Genomic DNA, 15,511 nt, shown 5'->3' on the forward strand with positions numbered 1-15,511 from the left:
GATCGCATGACGACGCCCCCCTCCCCTTCCAAGCGCAGCGCCATCGCGCCTTTCATCGCGATGGATGTGCTGAGCGAAACGCGCGAGCTCGAGCGGCAGGGCCGCCGCATCGTCCATATGGAGCTGGGCGAGCCCGGCGCGCCGGCGCCGCTCGCCGTGCGCGAGGCCGCGGCGCGCGCGCTCGCCCAAGGCGCCATCGGCTATGCCGAGGCGCTCGGCCGCCCGGCGCTGCGCCAGCGCATCGCGCGCCATTATGGCGAGGCCTATGGCGTCGACGTTTCGCCGGAGCGCGTCATCGTCACGACGGGATCGTCGGGCGCATTTCTATTGGCCTTTCTCGCCGGTTTCGATCCGGGCGCGCGCATCGCCATGACGGCGCCCGGCTATCCGGCCTACGCCAACATCCTCGCCTCGCTCGGCCTCGAGCCCGTGCTGATCGATGTCGGCGCCGCCACGCACTATTCGCCGACCGCCGCTCTGCTCGCGGCGGCGCATCGCGCGAAACGCCTCGACGGCGCGCTGCTGGCGAGCCCGGCCAATCCGACCGGCGCGATGATTCCGAGCGACGAATTCGAAAAAATCTGCGCCTTCTGCGAGGACGCCGGAATTCTCTTCGTCTCCGACGAGATCTATCACGGGCTCTCCTATGAGCGCGCTTGCGAGACGGCGCTGGCGCATTCGCGCAACGCCGTCGTCGTGAACAGCTTCTCGAAATATTACGCGATGACCGGCTGGCGGCTCGGCTGGCTGGTGGCGCCCGAATCCCTGGTGCGGCCGATGGAAAGGCTGCAGCAATCGCTCGCCATTTCGGCGCCGACGCTGGCGCAGATCGCTGCGCTCGAGGCCTTCGAGGCGAAGGCGGAGCTCGAGGCGGTGAAGGCCGGCTATGCGCGAAGCCGCGCGCTCTTGCTGGAACGGCTGCCGCGCTTGGGCTTCAGCGATTTCGCGCCGCCGGACGGCGCCTTCTACATCTACGCCGACATCTCGCGCTTTTCCGCGGATTCGGCCGCCTTCTGCAAAAGAATGCTGGAGGAGGCCGGCGTCGCCGTCACGCCCGGAATCGATTTCGATCGCGCGCGCGGCAAGCGAACGCTGCGTTTCTCCTACGCCGGAGCGGAGAGCGAGGTGCGACTCGGCCTCGATCGTCTCGCAGCCTGGCTCGGCGCGCCGAGACCGACCATCTGACAGCGATCGCCGGCTCGAAATCGAAAACACTCGCGCAAAAGAAAAGCGCGGCGGGCTCACGGCCCGCCGCGCTTTTTTGTCATGCGCTTTTCGTCACTCGCCGCCGAGCGAGGCCTTGGCGCGCTGCCACCAGCCGCCCTTCTTGGGACGATTGGGGTCGGCCTCGGTGATGATCGTCTCGGTCGGCTCGCGCGGCGGCGCCGGCGGAGCGGCGGCCTCATGCACGATGGGAGCGGGCGGAGCCGCAGGCTCCGGCGCAGGAGCCGCGGAAGCGGGAGCCGGAGCCGCCGCAAGAGCCTCGGGCGCTGGCGCGCTCGGAGCGACGGCCTCCGCCGGCGGAGCCGCTTCGGCCGGCGCCGGAGCCTCGGCGATCGGGGCGACGGGAGCGGCCTCCGTCACGACAGGAGCCGGAGCCGCCTCGCTCGCCTCATAAGGCGGGATATGCGCCTCGGCCGGGGAAACGGCGGTTTCGGCGACGCCCTCGTCGAGCGGGAAAGCGCCCTGCTCGCGAAATTCGGGCGGCAGCGGCGAGGAGCGCGTCCAACGGCCGGCGCGGCGACCGCGTCCGCCGCGGCTGCCGCGTTCGGCGGGACGCGGAACCTCATTGGCCGGCGCGGTGGGAACGCCGTCGATCTCCGCGACAATGGCGAGGCCTTCGTCGGACGGCTGCTCGGCGCCCGGCGCCGGCGCTTCTCCGCCGGAGAGCCCGCCGCCGCGTCCGCGGCGACGACGCCGACGGCGCGCCCGCGGCTGGTCCTCGCCTTCGCCCTCTTCCTCGACGAAGGGCGGACGCGCGGCTCTCTCCTCGCGGCGCGCGACCTCGGGCCGGCGCTCGACGATCTCGTCTTCCTCGGCGGACGCCTCCTCGACCTCGATCTCATCCTCGAGATCGGCGAGCGAATCGACGCGCAGCGCGGTCTGGGCCGGAAGCTCGCGCACGCCGGTGGCCGGCTCGCCGCGCTCCAGCGCATGATAGGAGGTGCCGGTCAGGCTGTCGTCGGCGGAGACGGTGATGGCGACGCCGAAACGGCGCTCCAAAGCCTGCAGATGGCTGCGCTTCTGATTGAGGATATAGAGCGCGACCACGGTGCGCGTGCGCAGGATGATGTCATGCGCCGCGCTCTTGATGAGCGCATCCTCGAGCACGCGCAGCACATGCAGCGCGATAGAGGCGGTGGAGCGCACCGTGCCGGCGCCGGCGCAATGCGGACAGGGAACCGTCGAGCCCTCGAGCACGCCGGCGCGAATGCGCTGGCGCGACATTTCCAGAAGGCCGAAATGCGAGATGCGGCCGACCTGAATGCGAGCGCGGTCGTTCTTCAGCGCATCCTTCAAGCGGCGCTCGACCGAGCGATTGTTGCGGCTCTCCTCCATGTCGATGAAATCGACGACGATGAGGCCGGCGAGATCGCGCAGGCGCAGCTGGCGGGCGACCTCGTCGGCCGCCTCCAGATTGGTGCGCAGCGCCGTGTCCTCGATATTGTGCTCGCGGGTGGAGCGTCCCGAGTTCACGTCGATGGCGACCAGCGCCTCGGTCTGATTGATGACGAGATAGCCGCCGGACTTCAGCGTCACCTGATTGGAGAACAGCGCGTCGAGCTGCGCCTCCGCGCCGGCGGAGGCGAAGATCGGATTGGGATCGCGATAGAGGCGGACGTTCTTGGCGTGGCTCGGAATGAGCATGCGCATGAAGTCCTTCGCCTCGCGATAGGACTCCTCGCCGGAGACGATGACCTCCTCGACGTCGCGGCCATAGAGATCACGAATGGCGCGCTTGATGAGCGAGCCTTCCTCATAGACGAGCGTCGGCGCGCTGGAGCGCAGCGTCAATTCGCGCACGCTCTCCCACATGCGCAGCAGATATTCGAAGTCGCGCTTGACCTCGGCCTTGGTGCGCGTCGCGCCGGCGGTGCGCAGAATGACGCCCATGCCCTCCGGCACCTCGAGCTCCTGCACGATCTCCTTCAGGCGCTTGCGATCGGCGCCGTCGGTGATCTTGCGGGAGATGCCGCCGCCGCGCGCGGTGTTGGGCATCAGCACGGAATAGCGGCCGGCGAGCGAGAGATAGGTGGTCAGCGCCGCGCCCTTGTTGCCGCGCTCCTCCTTGACGACCTGCACGAGCAGAACCTGGCGGCGCTTGATGACCTCCTGGATCTTATATTGACGGCGCGAGCGCGAGGGCCGGTGCGGCACCTCTTCCATCGCGTCGCCGCCGATATGCTCGACGTGCTCTTCCTCGTCCTCGTGCTCTTCCTCGTCATCATGGTCGTCGTCGCGGCGGCGAGCCTCGGCCTCCTCGCGCTCGGCCTCATGCTCTTCATCGCGCTCGTCCTGGCGACGGGCCTTGACCTCGTGATCGGCCTCGGCCGGCTCGGCCGGCGCTTCCTCGGCATGGCCGGCCTCGACGACGCCGAAGCCCTGCGGATCGATGGAGATCGGCTCCGCCTCGACGGCCTCCTGCGGGCGCGACTCGGCCGAGAAGCTCTCCGCTGCGGCGGATTCGGATTCCGCGTTCTCGGCGCGGCTCTCCTCCGCGGCCGGCGCCGCCTGCTCGGCGGCGTCGGTCTGCTCGTTCTCGGGAGCGCTCTCGGAGATCACCTCATCGGAATTGGCGCGCTTCTCGGCGCCGTCGGAATGGCGGCGGCGCGAGCGGCGACGGCCTCCGCCGCCACCACCGCCATGGGAGCGCGGCTCCTCGTCTTCCTGCTGATGGACGCGGCTCTCCTCCTCGAGCAGAGCGATCCGGTCGGCGACGGGAATCTGATAATAATCGGGATGGATTTCGGCGAAGGCCAGAAAGCCGTGACGATTGCCGCCGTAATCCACGAAGGCGGCCTGGAGCGACGGCTCCACACGCGTGACCTTGGCGAGATAAATATTGCCGCGCAAAGGCCTTTTGTCGGCGGCTTCGAAGTCGAATTCCTGAACGCGATTGCCACGTAGCACGACTACGCGGGTTTCCTCCGGGTGGGAGGCGTCGATGAGCATTTTGTTGGCCATGAGAAACTCTTTGCGGCGCGACGCGAGGCGACGCCGGCGGTCTCGAGCGAACGTCCGGTGAGGGACGATGCGACCGCGGTCCGGCGAAGCGTCGGAGCGTCGACGCGTGTCTTCTGGGAGTTGGTGTCGATCGCGAAACATCGGATACGCGAACCGGCGCGACCGCCGGCGAACTGGGCGAGAGGCCCGACCGGCCGCCGAAGCGGGACCGATCGGGAGCCGAAGTGACGACGGCTCGGCGCGACAGCGCGAATCGATTCGCCCGCCGGCGCGCGATACTCTCGCGCGGAGCGGGACCTCGATTGGCGGCATGTCATGGACTTCGCCATGAGCTCGTCACAAAAACCTTATGTCACAGCGCCTTACGGCGGCGCCCGCCCGTTCGGAACCCGCGCGCGAGGCGTGCATTCGAACGTAATTCGCTCCGTGGAAAAACGCGCCGTCCGTCCCGAGACGATTCCCGGCGCCGTGAGACGCCGAAATTGCGCAAGGCGCATTTCGAACCCTTCCACGGAACGGTTCCATACATAATGTCTCGAAGGCGACACCGCAAGTTGGCCGGCGGCTCCGCCCACAGGCTGGCGATCCCCTCCGCACAAAAATGCGCGGGCTGCCTTTTTCCAAATGATTTCCGATCGATCGCGTGATGCAACTGCGATCGGGACGGGCGCTAACGTCGCGTTAACCAGATATCCTCAGAAAGATTCCGGGCTCGCGCGCATGCGCGAGCCACGCCATATTATTATCGGGCGAACGCGTGAGCGGGGCGATTCAGAACATGGACGAGATGCGACCGACGGGGGCCGGGCCTTCGCGGAGAGGCGGGCGACGTGCGCCTGCGCTGCGCTTTGCGGCGGCGGCCCTCTGTCTCGCCCTCTCCGGCGCGCCCGCAGCAGCCGGACCCGCCGCGCCCGAGCCTGTCTCGGCCATCGCCGTCCGCTTGGAGCAGCAGAAGGACCGCGCCCGTCTCGTCTTCGAGACGACGGCGGAGGTGAAGCCGAGCGTCTTTCCCGTCGCCGACCCTTATCGAATCGTCGTCGATCTCCCCGAAATGGCCTTCCGTCTCGACCCAGAGGTCGGCCGCCCGGCCAAGGACAAGCGCAGCGGCGACGATCTCGTGATCTCCTTCCGATTCGGCCATTTCGCGCCCGGACGCTCGCGAATCGTCGTCGATCTCACGCGGCCGGCCAAGATCCTTCGCGCCGAGAGCGATTCGAAGCTCGGCTCCCCGCGCCTCGTCGTCGAGCTCGAGCCGACAGACGCCGCGAGCTTCGCCGCAGAGGCGACCCGGCTCGCGCCTTCCCACGCCGCTACCGTTTCCGCCGCCCCCGCGGCCGAGCCGCCGGCGCCCGCAGCCGACGCCAAGCCTCTGCTCGTCATCGACCCCGGCCATGGCGGCGTCGATGTCGGCGCCGCCGGCCCGCATGGCGAGCAGGAGAAGACCATCGTCCTCGAATTCGCCCGCGCGCTGAAGGGCAAGCTCGAGGCGGACGGCAAGCTGCGCGTGCTGCTCACCCGCAATGAGGACGCCTTCATGGCGCTCGACGAGCGCGTGCGCGTCGCGCGCCAGGCCGGGGCGGAGCTGTTCCTTTCGATCCACGCCGATACGCTGGGCGAGACCAGCGTCGAGGGAGCGACGGTCTACACCGTCTCCGCCCGCGCCTCCGACTCGGAGGCCGCCAAGATCGCCGAGAAGGAGAATTTCGCCGATCGCGCCGCCGGGCTCGAGCGCAAATCCGAGGACGCCGGCGAGGTCGGCGACATTCTCTACGATCTCACCCGCCGCGAGACCCGCGCCTATAGCCATGTCTTCGCCCGCACGCTGATCGCCTATTGGCAGACCGTCGGCCATCTCAACAAGAATCCGAGCCGCTCCGCCGGCTTCGTCGTGCTGAAAGCCTTCGATATTCCGTCCGTCCTGCTGGAGCTCGGCTATTTGTCCAGCGCGCGCGACCTCTCGCGCATGCTGTCGCCGGAATGGCGCGAGCGCGCCGCAGAGGCCACGGCGCAGGCGATCGAGCGCTATTTCGACGAGCGCCGGGAGCCGGCGCAGCTTCAGGCCAGCGCGCCCTCTCAGGCCGTGGCCACGACGCAACGCCCACAATAAAACATAAAAATTGGGCTAAGGATGGGGATGGCGGGAGGCCGATTCGGTTTCCGTCACGACAAAATATGCTCTAAACGGGACGCCTTCGGCGCGCAGCGCGCCAGATTTCACAGCAACGCGTCTCCCTCGAGGATCATCCTTCATGCGTCTGCTCGTCCGGTTCTTCGGCTTCCTCTTCGCGACCGGCGCCATCGTCTTCCTGATCGCCGTGACGGCGGCGGCCGGCGTCGTCTACATATTCTCGAAGGATCTGCCGGACACGGCGCAGTTGCGCAATTACGAGCCGCCGGTCACGACGCGCATCCACGCCAATGACGGCTCCATCCTCGCCGAATATTCGCGCGAGCGCCGGCTGTTCCTGCCGAGCGCGGCCATTCCGCCGCTGGTCAAGCAGGCCTTCATCTCGGCCGAGGACAAGAATTTCTACACGCATAATGGCGTCGATTTCGAAGGCATCGCCCGCGCGGCCTCGATCCTCGCCCAGGGCGGCCGGCATATGCAGGGCGCCTCCACCATCACCCAGCAGGTGGCCAAGAACTTCCTCGTCGGCAATGAGCGCAGCTTCGAGCGCAAGATCAGAGAGGCGCTGATCTCCTTCCGCATAGAGGCGGCCTATCCCAAGGACCGCATCCTCGAGCTCTATCTCAACGAGATCTATCTCGGCCTCGGCAATTACGGCGTCGCCGCCGCCGCGCTGAACTATTTCAACAAATCGGTCTATGAGCTGACGATACCGGAGGCGGCCTATCTCGCCGCTTTGCCCAAGGCGCCGAACAACTACCATCCCTTCCAGCATCGCGACCGCGCGCTCGAGCGCCGCAATTACGTCATCGACCGCATGGTCGCCGACGGCTTCGTCTCGCAGAAGGACGGCGACAAGGCCAAGACCGAGCCGCTCGGCGTCAATCCGCGCGTCACCTCGCCCAACACCTATGTCGCCGGCTATTTCGCCGAGGAGGTGCGCCGCGAGCTGCTCGACAAATATGGGGACAAGAAGCTCTATGAGGGCGGCCTCTCGGTGCGCTCGACGCTCGACCCCAAGATGCAGGCCATCACGCGCAAGGCGCTGGCCGACGGCCTGGTGCGCTTCGACGAGGCGCATGGCTTCCGCGGCCCGATGCGCCATATCGACATCTCCTATGATTGGGGCCTGCCGCTCGCCGATATTCCGGCGCTCGGCGATGTGAAGCCCTGGCGCCTCGCCGTCGTGCTGGAGACGAACGACAGCTTCGCCCGCATCGGCCTGCAGCCCGGGCGCGAGAAATCCGGCGAGGTGGCGCGCGAGCGCGAGACCGGCCAGCTCTCGCAAGAAGGCATGCGCTGGGCCGGCCGCAGCATTCGCGCCGCGGTGACGCCGGGCGACGTCATTTATGTCGAGCCGCTCGCCGGCCGGCCGGGGCAGTATCGGCTGCGCCAAATCCCGGAAATCTCCGGCGCCATGGTCGCGATGGACCCGTATACGGGCCGCGTCTTCGCCATGGTCGGCGGCTTCTCCTACGATCAGTCGGAGTTCAACCGCGCGACGCAGGCGCTGCGCCAGCCGGGCTCCTCCTTCAAGCCCTTCGTCTACGCCACGGCGCTGGACAATGGCTACACGCCCTCCTCCTCCATTCTCGACGAGCCGATCACCATCGTGCAGGCCAATGGCGAGAGCTGGACACCGGAGAATTTCGAGGGCGCGCACGGAACCGGCGCGCATCCGCTGCGCTATGGCGTCGAGCACTCCAAGAATATGATGACGGTGCGCCTCGCCAAGGATGTCGGCATGCCGCTGATCGCCGAATACGCCAAGCGCTTCGGCATTTACGACGACATGCCGCTCTATCTGCCCATGTCGCTCGGCGCCGGCGAGACGACGGTGATGCGCATGGTCACCGCCTATTCCATGCTGTGCAATGGCGGCAAGCGGGTGAAGGCGACGCTGATCGACCGCATTCAGGACCGCTGGGGCAAGACGATCTATCGCCATGACGAGCGCCAATGCCTGGGCTGCGACGCCCCCAAATGGGAGAGCCAGAACGAGCCCAAGCTGATCGACAAGCGCGAGCAGGTGCTCGATCCGCTGACCGCCTATCAGATCACCTCCATCATGGAAGGCGTCATCGAGCGCGGCACCGGCCAGTCGATCAAGGCCGTCGGCAAGCATCTCGCCGGCAAGACCGGCACCACCAACGAGGCCAAGGACCTCTGGTTCGTCGGCTTCTCGCCCGATCTCGCCGTCGGCGTCTATATCGGCTACGACCGCCCCCGCCCCGTCGGCGAGGGCAAGAGCGCGCAAGCGGCGACCTACGCCGCGCCGATCTTCCGCGACTTCATGATGGTGGCGCTGAAAGACAAGCCCGACGTGCCCTTCCGCGTGCCGCCGGGCATAAAGCTGATCTCGGTCGATCCGCATTCGGGCCTGCGCTCGAAGGGCTCCGGCTCTATCCTCGAGGCCTTCAAGCCCGGCACCGCGCCGCCCGATTCCTACTCCCCGGCCGGCAGTGACGGCGGATTGCAGTCCGGCGCCGCGCAGGATGTGGACAAGCAGGTGGGCAGCGGGACCGGCGGGTTGTACTGACGCGGGCTCCGTCAGGATATCAGCCGCTCGATCTCGGCTATGAGCTTCTCCTCGCGGCCATGAAAACTCTCGATCATGGCGGCGAGGAAGGACTCCGCCTTCAGTCTGCGCAGCTTCGGCGTGCGCCCCGCGTGATCGGCGAGAAGCACAAAAAACGCGAGTTGCGCCCGGCCATTGCCGTCTCGAAACGGATGAACGGCATTGAGCTCGGACAAGAAACGAGCCGATCGAGCGGCAAAGAGAGCGACGGGCAAGTCCCGCAGACCGCCGTCGTTTCGAAGCCCGTCGAATATCCGCGCCATTTCGGCGGCGATATGCTCCGGGTAGCAGAACATGCTCGCGCCCTTGGCGATTCTGATGGAACGGAAACATCCGGCCCAGCGATAGACGTCTCCGAAAATATGGCGATGAAGGGCGCAATAATGTCGAACGCCGAAGCGTCCCATCGGCAGCGGTTCCGAAAACCGTTGCGCCGTCGCTTCGGCCTCGAATGCGTCGAGATCGGCCTGCGCGCGAAGTCCGAGACGATTTTTGAGAACGGTCGTTCCGCTATAGCAATAGGGATCGACAATAGCGCGATACACGGCGCCTCAAGCTTTTTTCGCGTGCTTTTCGTAGATCGCGCGGCGACGCTCTGCGTCGGTCAAGCCACGACGCTCGAAGTCGGCGAACATTCTCTTGCTGTCGGCGTCGAGACGCACGCCCTCGACGGCGCTGATGCGCGAAAAGCCCACCAGCCCCAAGATGAGGGACCGGCGCCGCACAATCGGATGGTCTCGCTTCGCCATTCACGAAGACTATCACGAAGCCGCCGAACGGAAACAGCTATATCGTCACTCCCCCACGCTCCGCAGCGCCGCCGCCGCGGCGAAGGGACAGAGCGCCAGCGACGCCAGGCTGATCGCGCATAGAATCGCGAAGGGCGCGAAGAAGGACACTGTGCCGCCCGTCGCCGCCTCCGCCGCCGACACCCCGAAAATCAGCACCGGAATCGTCAGCGGCAGCACCAGCAGCGCCATCAGCAGGCCGCCGCGGCGCAATGTCACCGTCGCCGCCGCGCCTATGGCGCCGATCAGCGTCAACGCCGGCGTGCCGGCCAGAAGCGTGATCGTGACGGCGGCGAGCGCCGTCTCCTCCTGCTGCAGCATCAGGCCGAGAAAGGGCGCCGCCAGCGCCAGCGGCAGGCCGGTCGTCACCCAATGAGCGGCGCATTTCACCAGAACCGCCAGCTCGAGCGGCGCGCGGCTGAGGTGGAAGAGATCGAGCGAGCCATCCTCGAGATCGGCCTGAAACAGCCGATCGAGGCAGAGAAGGCTCGCCAGCAGCGCCGCGATCCACAAGATCGCCGGGCCGATGCGGGCGAGAAGATTGGGGTCCGGTCCGATGGCGAAAGGCGCGATCGACACCATCACCAGAAAAAACACGACGCCCATGGTCGCCGAGCCGCCGATGCGGCGAGCGACGCGCAAATCGCGCAAGAACAATGCGACAAGCGGAGAATTCACGAATTCGCTCCCAGCGCCAGCTCACGCGCGTCCTCGAGGCCGAGCGGCTCGTGCGTGGCGGCGATGATCATTCCGCCGAGCGCGCGATGCTCCGTCATCAGCCGCGCGAGCCGCGTCCGGGAGGCGGCGTCGAGCGCGCTGGTCGGCTCGTCCAGCAGCCAGAGCGGCCGGAAGGCCACCAGCAGGCGGGCCAGCGCGATGCGGCGCTTCTGCCCGGCGGAGAGCATGGCGACCAGCGTCTCCGACAAATGCGCGAGCCCGACCCGCTCCAGCGCCTCGGCCGGCGGGAGGCTGCGGCGATCCGGCTCCTCGCCCAGAAATTGCGCCCAGAACTCCAGATTCTCGCGGGCGGTGAGCGGCGCCTTCAGCCCATCGGCATGGGCGAGATAATGGAGCAGCGTCGCCGGCTCCTCGGCCTCCGCGGCGCCCTCGATCGCGACGCTGCCGGAAAGGCGCGGCAAAAGCCCGGCGAGCGCGCGCAAAAGCGTCGATTTGCCGGCCCCATTGCGGCCGGTGACGATCAGCGCCTCGCCGCTCGAAAGGGAGAAGCCGAGGCCCGCGAGCACGCGCCGCCCGCCGCGGGCGACGGCGATATCCTCCACCCGCAGGCGCAGGGCGGAGGCGCGCTCGGCGTGGGGACGGGAGGGCGGATGCGGAATGTCTGTCATCGCCAGAGCCAATAGAGCAACTCCGCCGCAGGGGAAATCCCCGCCTCCCGCGCGCCGGCGGAGGAGGACTTCCCCCGCGCCACGATGCTTTCGCTGGCGCTCTGGCGCCGAAGGGTGCTAAGCCTGCGGGCCGACCGCGGACGTTCCGAGGAATCGGGCGTCCTCTTCCAATGCGGCGCCGCGAGACGCGCGCGCGGCCGCAGACTCGAGGGATGACGCACTAAGTGGCGAAGCATAACAGCCTTTCGGACTACGCATCGAGACGATTTCGTTTCGCCGGCAATGCGCTCCTCCAATATCACGATCCCTTCTTCGCGCAGATCGATCGGCTTCGCGCCGATTTCGAGGCGAAGGGGACGCATTTCGTCAGCTTCGCCAATTACGACTATCTCGGCCTCGCCAATCACCCCAAGATTCTGGAGGAGGCCGATCGCGAGCTGCATCGGCTCGGCGTCGGCGCGCTGGCCTCGCGCCTCGTCGGCGGCGAGCGCTCGACTCACAAGCCCTTCGAGGCGGAGATCGCCGAATTTCTCGGCATGGAGGCGGCGCTGACGCTGGTCTCCGGCTATCTCGCCAATGTGACGACCATCTCCTGGCTGCTCGGCAAGCGCGACGCTCTGTTCATCGACGAGCTCGCCCACAACAGCATCGTCGCCGGCTGCGAGGCCTCGCCGGCCGAGGTCATCAAGTTCCGCCACAACGACTTCGAGCATCTGGATCATCTCCTCGCCAAGAAGCGCCAGGACTTCCGCCATGTGCTCATCGTCGTTGAGGGCATATACAGCATGGACGGCGACACCGCCGATCTGCCGCGCCTCGTGGAGCTGAAAGACCGCCATGACGCATGGCTGATGGTCGATGAAGCGCATTCGCTCGGCGTGCTGGGCGAGACGGGCCGCGGCCTCGCCGAGCTGCAGGGCGTCGATCCCGGCCGGCTCGATCTCGTCGTCGGCACAATGTCGAAGACGCTCGCCTCCTGCGGCGGCTTCGTCTGCGCGAAAAAGCCGGTCATCGACTGGTTCCGCTACACTCTGCCGGGCTTCGTCTACAGCGTCGGCCTCTCGCCGGTGATTCTCGCCTCGGCGCGCACCGCCCTGCAGCTGATGCAGGAGGAGAGCTGGCGCGTCGGCAAGCTGGCGCGCAACGCCGAATTCTTCCGTGATTACGCCCACGCCAATGGGCTGAGCACCGGGCCGGCGATCGGCCGCGGCGTGGTGCCGATTCTGTTCCAGGACAGCGTCGAGACCATGTGGGCCTCGCAGCATTTGCTCGGCCTCGGCTTCTATGTGCCGCCGATCGTGCAGATCGGCGTGCCCAAGGACCAGCCGCGTCTGCGTTTCTTCCTCTCCGCCAATCATTCCGAGGATGAGATTCGCGCCGTGCTCGACGCGCTGCGCGATCTGCCGCCGGTGGCCGCGGAGGCGCATGAATTGGTGAAGAAGGCGATGGCGGGCGCGAGCCTGTGAGGGCGCGGCTGCGGCCGCTCCCCGCGCTTTCCCTTTCCCGCGTCGATATGCCCGCTTTCGCTCGCTTCTCTAGCTCGATAGGTGTTCGCTATGGCCGGCATCGAGATTGTTCCCGTCGATAATCTTTCGCGATTCCTGACCTTCTGCAAGCTTCCGCGTCTCATCTATAAGGGCCATAAGGGCTTCGCGCCGTCGCTGGACGCCGAGCGCTGGAATCTCTACAGCCACAAGCTCAATCCGCATTTCCAGCATGTCGAGGCGCAGGAGTTTCTGGCGCGCAAGGACGGCAAATGGGTCGGCCGCATCGGCGCGCAGGTCTATAAGACGATTCAGCCCGTCTCCACCTCGCGATGGCAGTTCGGCTCGCTCGACGCCATCGACGACATCGAGGTCGTGCGCGCGCTGACGCAGGCGGCGGAGGAATGGCTGCGCGCGCGCGGGGCCGAGACCATCGTCGGCCCCTTCTCGCCGGATATCAATGGCGAGAGCGGCGTGCTGATCGAGGGCTTCGAAGCGACGCCCATGTATCTGACGCCTTGGCATCCTCCCTATCTGTCGCGGCTCATCGAGGCGCTCGGCTATGACAAGGCGAAGGATCTGGTCTCCTATCGGCATCTCTCCGCCGAGCAGGATCTCAGCAAGGAGCGCCGCATCGCCGCCCGCCCCGAATGGCGCGACCGGCTGAAGATTCGCCAGCTCGATCGCGATCATCTGAAGCAGGGCGAAACCGCTCTGATGTCCGATCTGTTCAATGACGGCTGGCGCGACAATTGGGGCTTCGTGCCGCTCGGCAAGGACGAGCTCGACGGCTTCGCGGATCTCATGAAATATGTGATGCCGCCGGAATTCGGCATCGTGCTCGAATTCGACGGCGCGCCGGTCTCCTTCGCGGTGGCGCTGCCCAATCTGCACGAGATCACCGCAGATTTCGACGGCAAGCTGCTGCCCTTCAATTGGCTCAAGCTGATCTCGCGCATCCGCAAGCACAAATTCTCGACCGCGCGCCTGCTGCTGCTCGGCACGCGCAAGACGCTGCAGAACAGCGCGACGGGCGGCGCGATCCTGCTGTCGCTGATCGAGGATATGCGCCGGCGCAGCTGCGTCGACGCCAGCATCGTCGCCCTCGAGGCCGGCTGGGTGCTCGAGGACAATATGGGCATGCGCAAGCCGATCGAAATGTTCGGCGGCAAGATCGACAAGATTCACCGCGTTTATGAGAAGCGCGTGGCGGGCGCGCCGCCCGCTGCAAACGAGGCTGTGAGAGAAGAGGCGACGCCATGAATGTCATCTCGATTTCTTCGACGTCCTCCGCCGATCGCTCGCATGTCGAGCGTCGCCGCCTCATTCTCGAGGCGCATCCCGAGGTGAGGACGCTGTTCGGCAAGGATGATCTCACTTTCAAGATCACCGCCGGGATATTCGCCGGCCAGCTGACGATCGCCGCCATTCTCGGCTGGCTCGGCCTCTCCTATTGGCCGCTGACCCTGCTGCTGGCGATTTGCGTCGGCGCCTTCGCCAATCACGCGGCTTTCGTTGCCATTCACGACGCGATCCACAATTGCGTGTTCGAGAACACGCTCTACAACAAGCTCACCGCCTTGCTCGCCGATCTCCCCAACGCCTTTCCGACGGCGATGGGCTTTCGCTGCTATCACATCAAGCATCACTCGCATCTGTCGGCCTATGATTACGACGCCGACATTCCGAGCCATTGGGAGGTGGAGTGGGTGGGCAATAGCACATGGCGCAAGGCGCTGTGGCTGTTCTTCTTCCCGGCGATCCAGCTGGCGCGCCTCTCGCGGCTCAAGGGCACTGTGCCTTTCATGGGCTTTTGGACCTATATCAACACGGCCGTCATCCTGATCTTCGACATCTTCGTGCTCTGGACCTTCGGCGCCAATGCGCTGCTCTATCTGATCCTCTCCTTCTGGTTCTCGGTCGGCGGGCTGCATCCTCTGAGCGCGCGCTGGGTGCAGGAGCATTTCGCCTTCGGCCCCAATCAGGGCACGTTCGACTATTACGGCCCGCTCAACAAGGTCGCGCTCAACATCGGCTATCACAACGAGCATCACGACTTTCACGAGATACCCTGGCGCCGCCTGCCGGAGCTCACCGAGATGGCGCCGGAGTTCTACAAGCCGCTCGGTGCCCATTATTCGTGGTTCGCCCTGCTCGTCACTTTCGTCTTCGACCCGCGCTATTCGCTGCAGACGCGCTCCGCCAATGTGGAGGTCGCCAGCGCCGCGCAGCTCGTTCCCGTTCCGGCGGAGTAGAGTTTCCCATGACTGCCATCGAAAACGAGGCGCTCGACGCCTCGCCGCGCCTCTTCGAGAGCGACCTTCTCGACAAATATTCGCGCGTCCACCATCTGACCCCGCCGCTCGTCTATGGGCCGATCATCCTCTGGCTCCTCGCCTATGCGAGCAATTATGCGAGCGCGGGCTATATTCTCCTCGCCTTCGTCGCCGGCTACATCGCCTGGACGCTGACCGAATATTTCGGCCATCGCTTCCTGTTCCATACGGTGTTTCCGCTGCCCTTCGGGCTCGGGCCGCGCTTCCAATTCCTCATCCATGGCGTGCATCACATCTATCCGAGCGATCCGCTGCGGCTCGTCATGCCGCCGCTGCTGTCGACGCCGATCATGCTGATCGCGCTCTCGCTCATCCGCCTCGTCTTCGGCGGCGATTTCGCCTGGCCCATGCTCGCGGGTTTCATCGCCGGCTATGTGCTCTATGACTGCGTGCATTACTGGACGCATCACGGCCAGCCCAAGTCCAAGCTCGGCCATCTGGTGCGCCGCCTGCACATGCTGCATCATTTCCGCGATCCAGAACGCGGCTTCGGCGTCCATGCGATCTGGTGGGATTATGTCTTCGGCACCAATTATGAGAAGGGCCAGACGCCCGGCAGCCGCGCCTTGTGACCGGCTCATCGTCGCGACGGGCTTATCGTCGCAGGCGCTTCCATGCGCCGCTTTCGGTCATAAATGAGCCCGAGAGCGCGCGCATAGGGCGCAA

The 15,511-nt window shown here is 66.3% G+C and carries 12 protein-coding genes; 7 read left to right on the forward strand and 5 right to left on the reverse strand.

The annotated features are described in order from the left end of the window. Window positions 1–6 precede the first annotated feature (6 nt). Entirely contained in the window at window positions 7–1,185 is a 1,179-nt protein-coding gene (locus ACT53T_RS05830; RefSeq protein ID WP_476160489.1) for a pyridoxal phosphate-dependent aminotransferase, read from the forward strand. A 93-nt stretch (window positions 1,186–1,278) separates the two neighbouring features. On the opposite strand, the gene ACT53T_RS05835 is transcribed toward ACT53T_RS05830, so the two are convergent. Beyond that, on the reverse strand, window positions 1,279–4,185 hold the full coding sequence (locus ACT53T_RS05835; protein WP_476160490.1) for an Rne/Rng family ribonuclease: 2,907 nt from the start codon (window positions 4,183–4,185) through the stop codon (window positions 1,279–1,281). Between the two features lie 778 nt (window positions 4,186–4,963). Between ACT53T_RS05835 and ACT53T_RS05840 the strand changes: the two genes are divergently transcribed. Beyond that, window positions 4,964–6,292, forward strand: coding sequence for an N-acetylmuramoyl-L-alanine amidase (locus tag ACT53T_RS05840; RefSeq protein ID WP_476160491.1), 1,329 nt, complete (start codon window positions 4,964–4,966; stop codon window positions 6,290–6,292). A 142-nt stretch (window positions 6,293–6,434) separates the two neighbouring features. Beyond that, entirely contained in the window at window positions 6,435–8,852 is a 2,418-nt protein-coding gene (locus ACT53T_RS05845; protein ID WP_400769245.1) for a penicillin-binding protein 1A, read from the forward strand. Window positions 8,853–8,863: 11 nt separating this feature from the next. On the opposite strand, the gene ACT53T_RS05850 is transcribed toward ACT53T_RS05845, so the two are convergent. The 4 genes from ACT53T_RS05850 to ccmA are packed head-to-tail and all read right to left on the reverse strand — an operon-like array spanning window position 8,864 to window position 11,025. Then, window positions 8,864–9,436: a Fic/DOC family protein gene (locus ACT53T_RS05850; protein WP_476160492.1), complete on the reverse strand. Its 573-nt coding sequence runs from the start codon at window positions 9,434–9,436 to the stop codon at window positions 8,864–8,866. A 6-nt stretch (window positions 9,437–9,442) separates the two neighbouring features. Further along, window positions 9,443–9,640 carry a hypothetical protein gene (locus tag ACT53T_RS05855; RefSeq protein WP_476160493.1) on the reverse strand — a complete coding sequence of 66 codons (198 nt, stop codon included), beginning with the start codon at window positions 9,638–9,640 and terminating at the stop codon, window positions 9,443–9,445. 45 nt (window positions 9,641–9,685) lie between these two features. Further along, complete coding sequence (gene ccmB / locus ACT53T_RS05860) at window positions 9,686–10,357, reverse strand: heme exporter protein CcmB (protein ID WP_476160494.1); 672 nt, start codon at window positions 10,355–10,357, stop codon at window positions 9,686–9,688. Beyond that, window positions 10,354–11,025, reverse strand: coding sequence for a heme ABC exporter ATP-binding protein CcmA (gene ccmA, locus ACT53T_RS05865; protein WP_476160495.1), 672 nt, complete (start codon window positions 11,023–11,025; stop codon window positions 10,354–10,356). Before ccmA ends, ccmB begins: the two co-directional genes overlap by 4 nt. Window positions 11,026–11,249: 224 nt before the next feature. On the opposite strand from ccmA, the gene ACT53T_RS05870 reads away from it, so the two are divergent. The 4 genes from ACT53T_RS05870 (at window position 11,250) to ACT53T_RS05885 (ending at window position 15,417) form a co-directional block, all read left to right on the forward strand. Further along, window positions 11,250–12,491, forward strand: coding sequence for an aminotransferase class I/II-fold pyridoxal phosphate-dependent enzyme (locus ACT53T_RS05870; protein ID WP_018266303.1), 1,242 nt, complete (start codon window positions 11,250–11,252; stop codon window positions 12,489–12,491). 90 nt (window positions 12,492–12,581) lie between these two features. Then, window positions 12,582–13,772 carry a hypothetical protein gene (locus ACT53T_RS05875; RefSeq protein WP_476160496.1) on the forward strand — a complete coding sequence of 397 codons (1,191 nt, stop codon included), beginning with the start codon at window positions 12,582–12,584 and terminating at the stop codon, window positions 13,770–13,772. Next, window positions 13,769–14,764: a fatty acid desaturase gene (locus ACT53T_RS05880; protein ID WP_476160497.1), complete on the forward strand. Its 996-nt coding sequence runs from the start codon at window positions 13,769–13,771 to the stop codon at window positions 14,762–14,764. The genes ACT53T_RS05875 and ACT53T_RS05880 overlap by 4 nt, the downstream gene beginning before the upstream one ends. A gap of 8 nt (window positions 14,765–14,772) precedes the next feature. Further along, window positions 14,773–15,417 (forward strand): sterol desaturase family protein, encoded by a 645-nt coding sequence (locus ACT53T_RS05885; protein ID WP_476160498.1) that lies wholly within the window; start codon window positions 14,773–14,775, stop codon window positions 15,415–15,417. The last annotated feature ends 94 nt before the right edge of the window (window positions 15,418–15,511 follow it).

This window comes from Methylosinus sp. DMC45 (assembly GCF_056313885.1).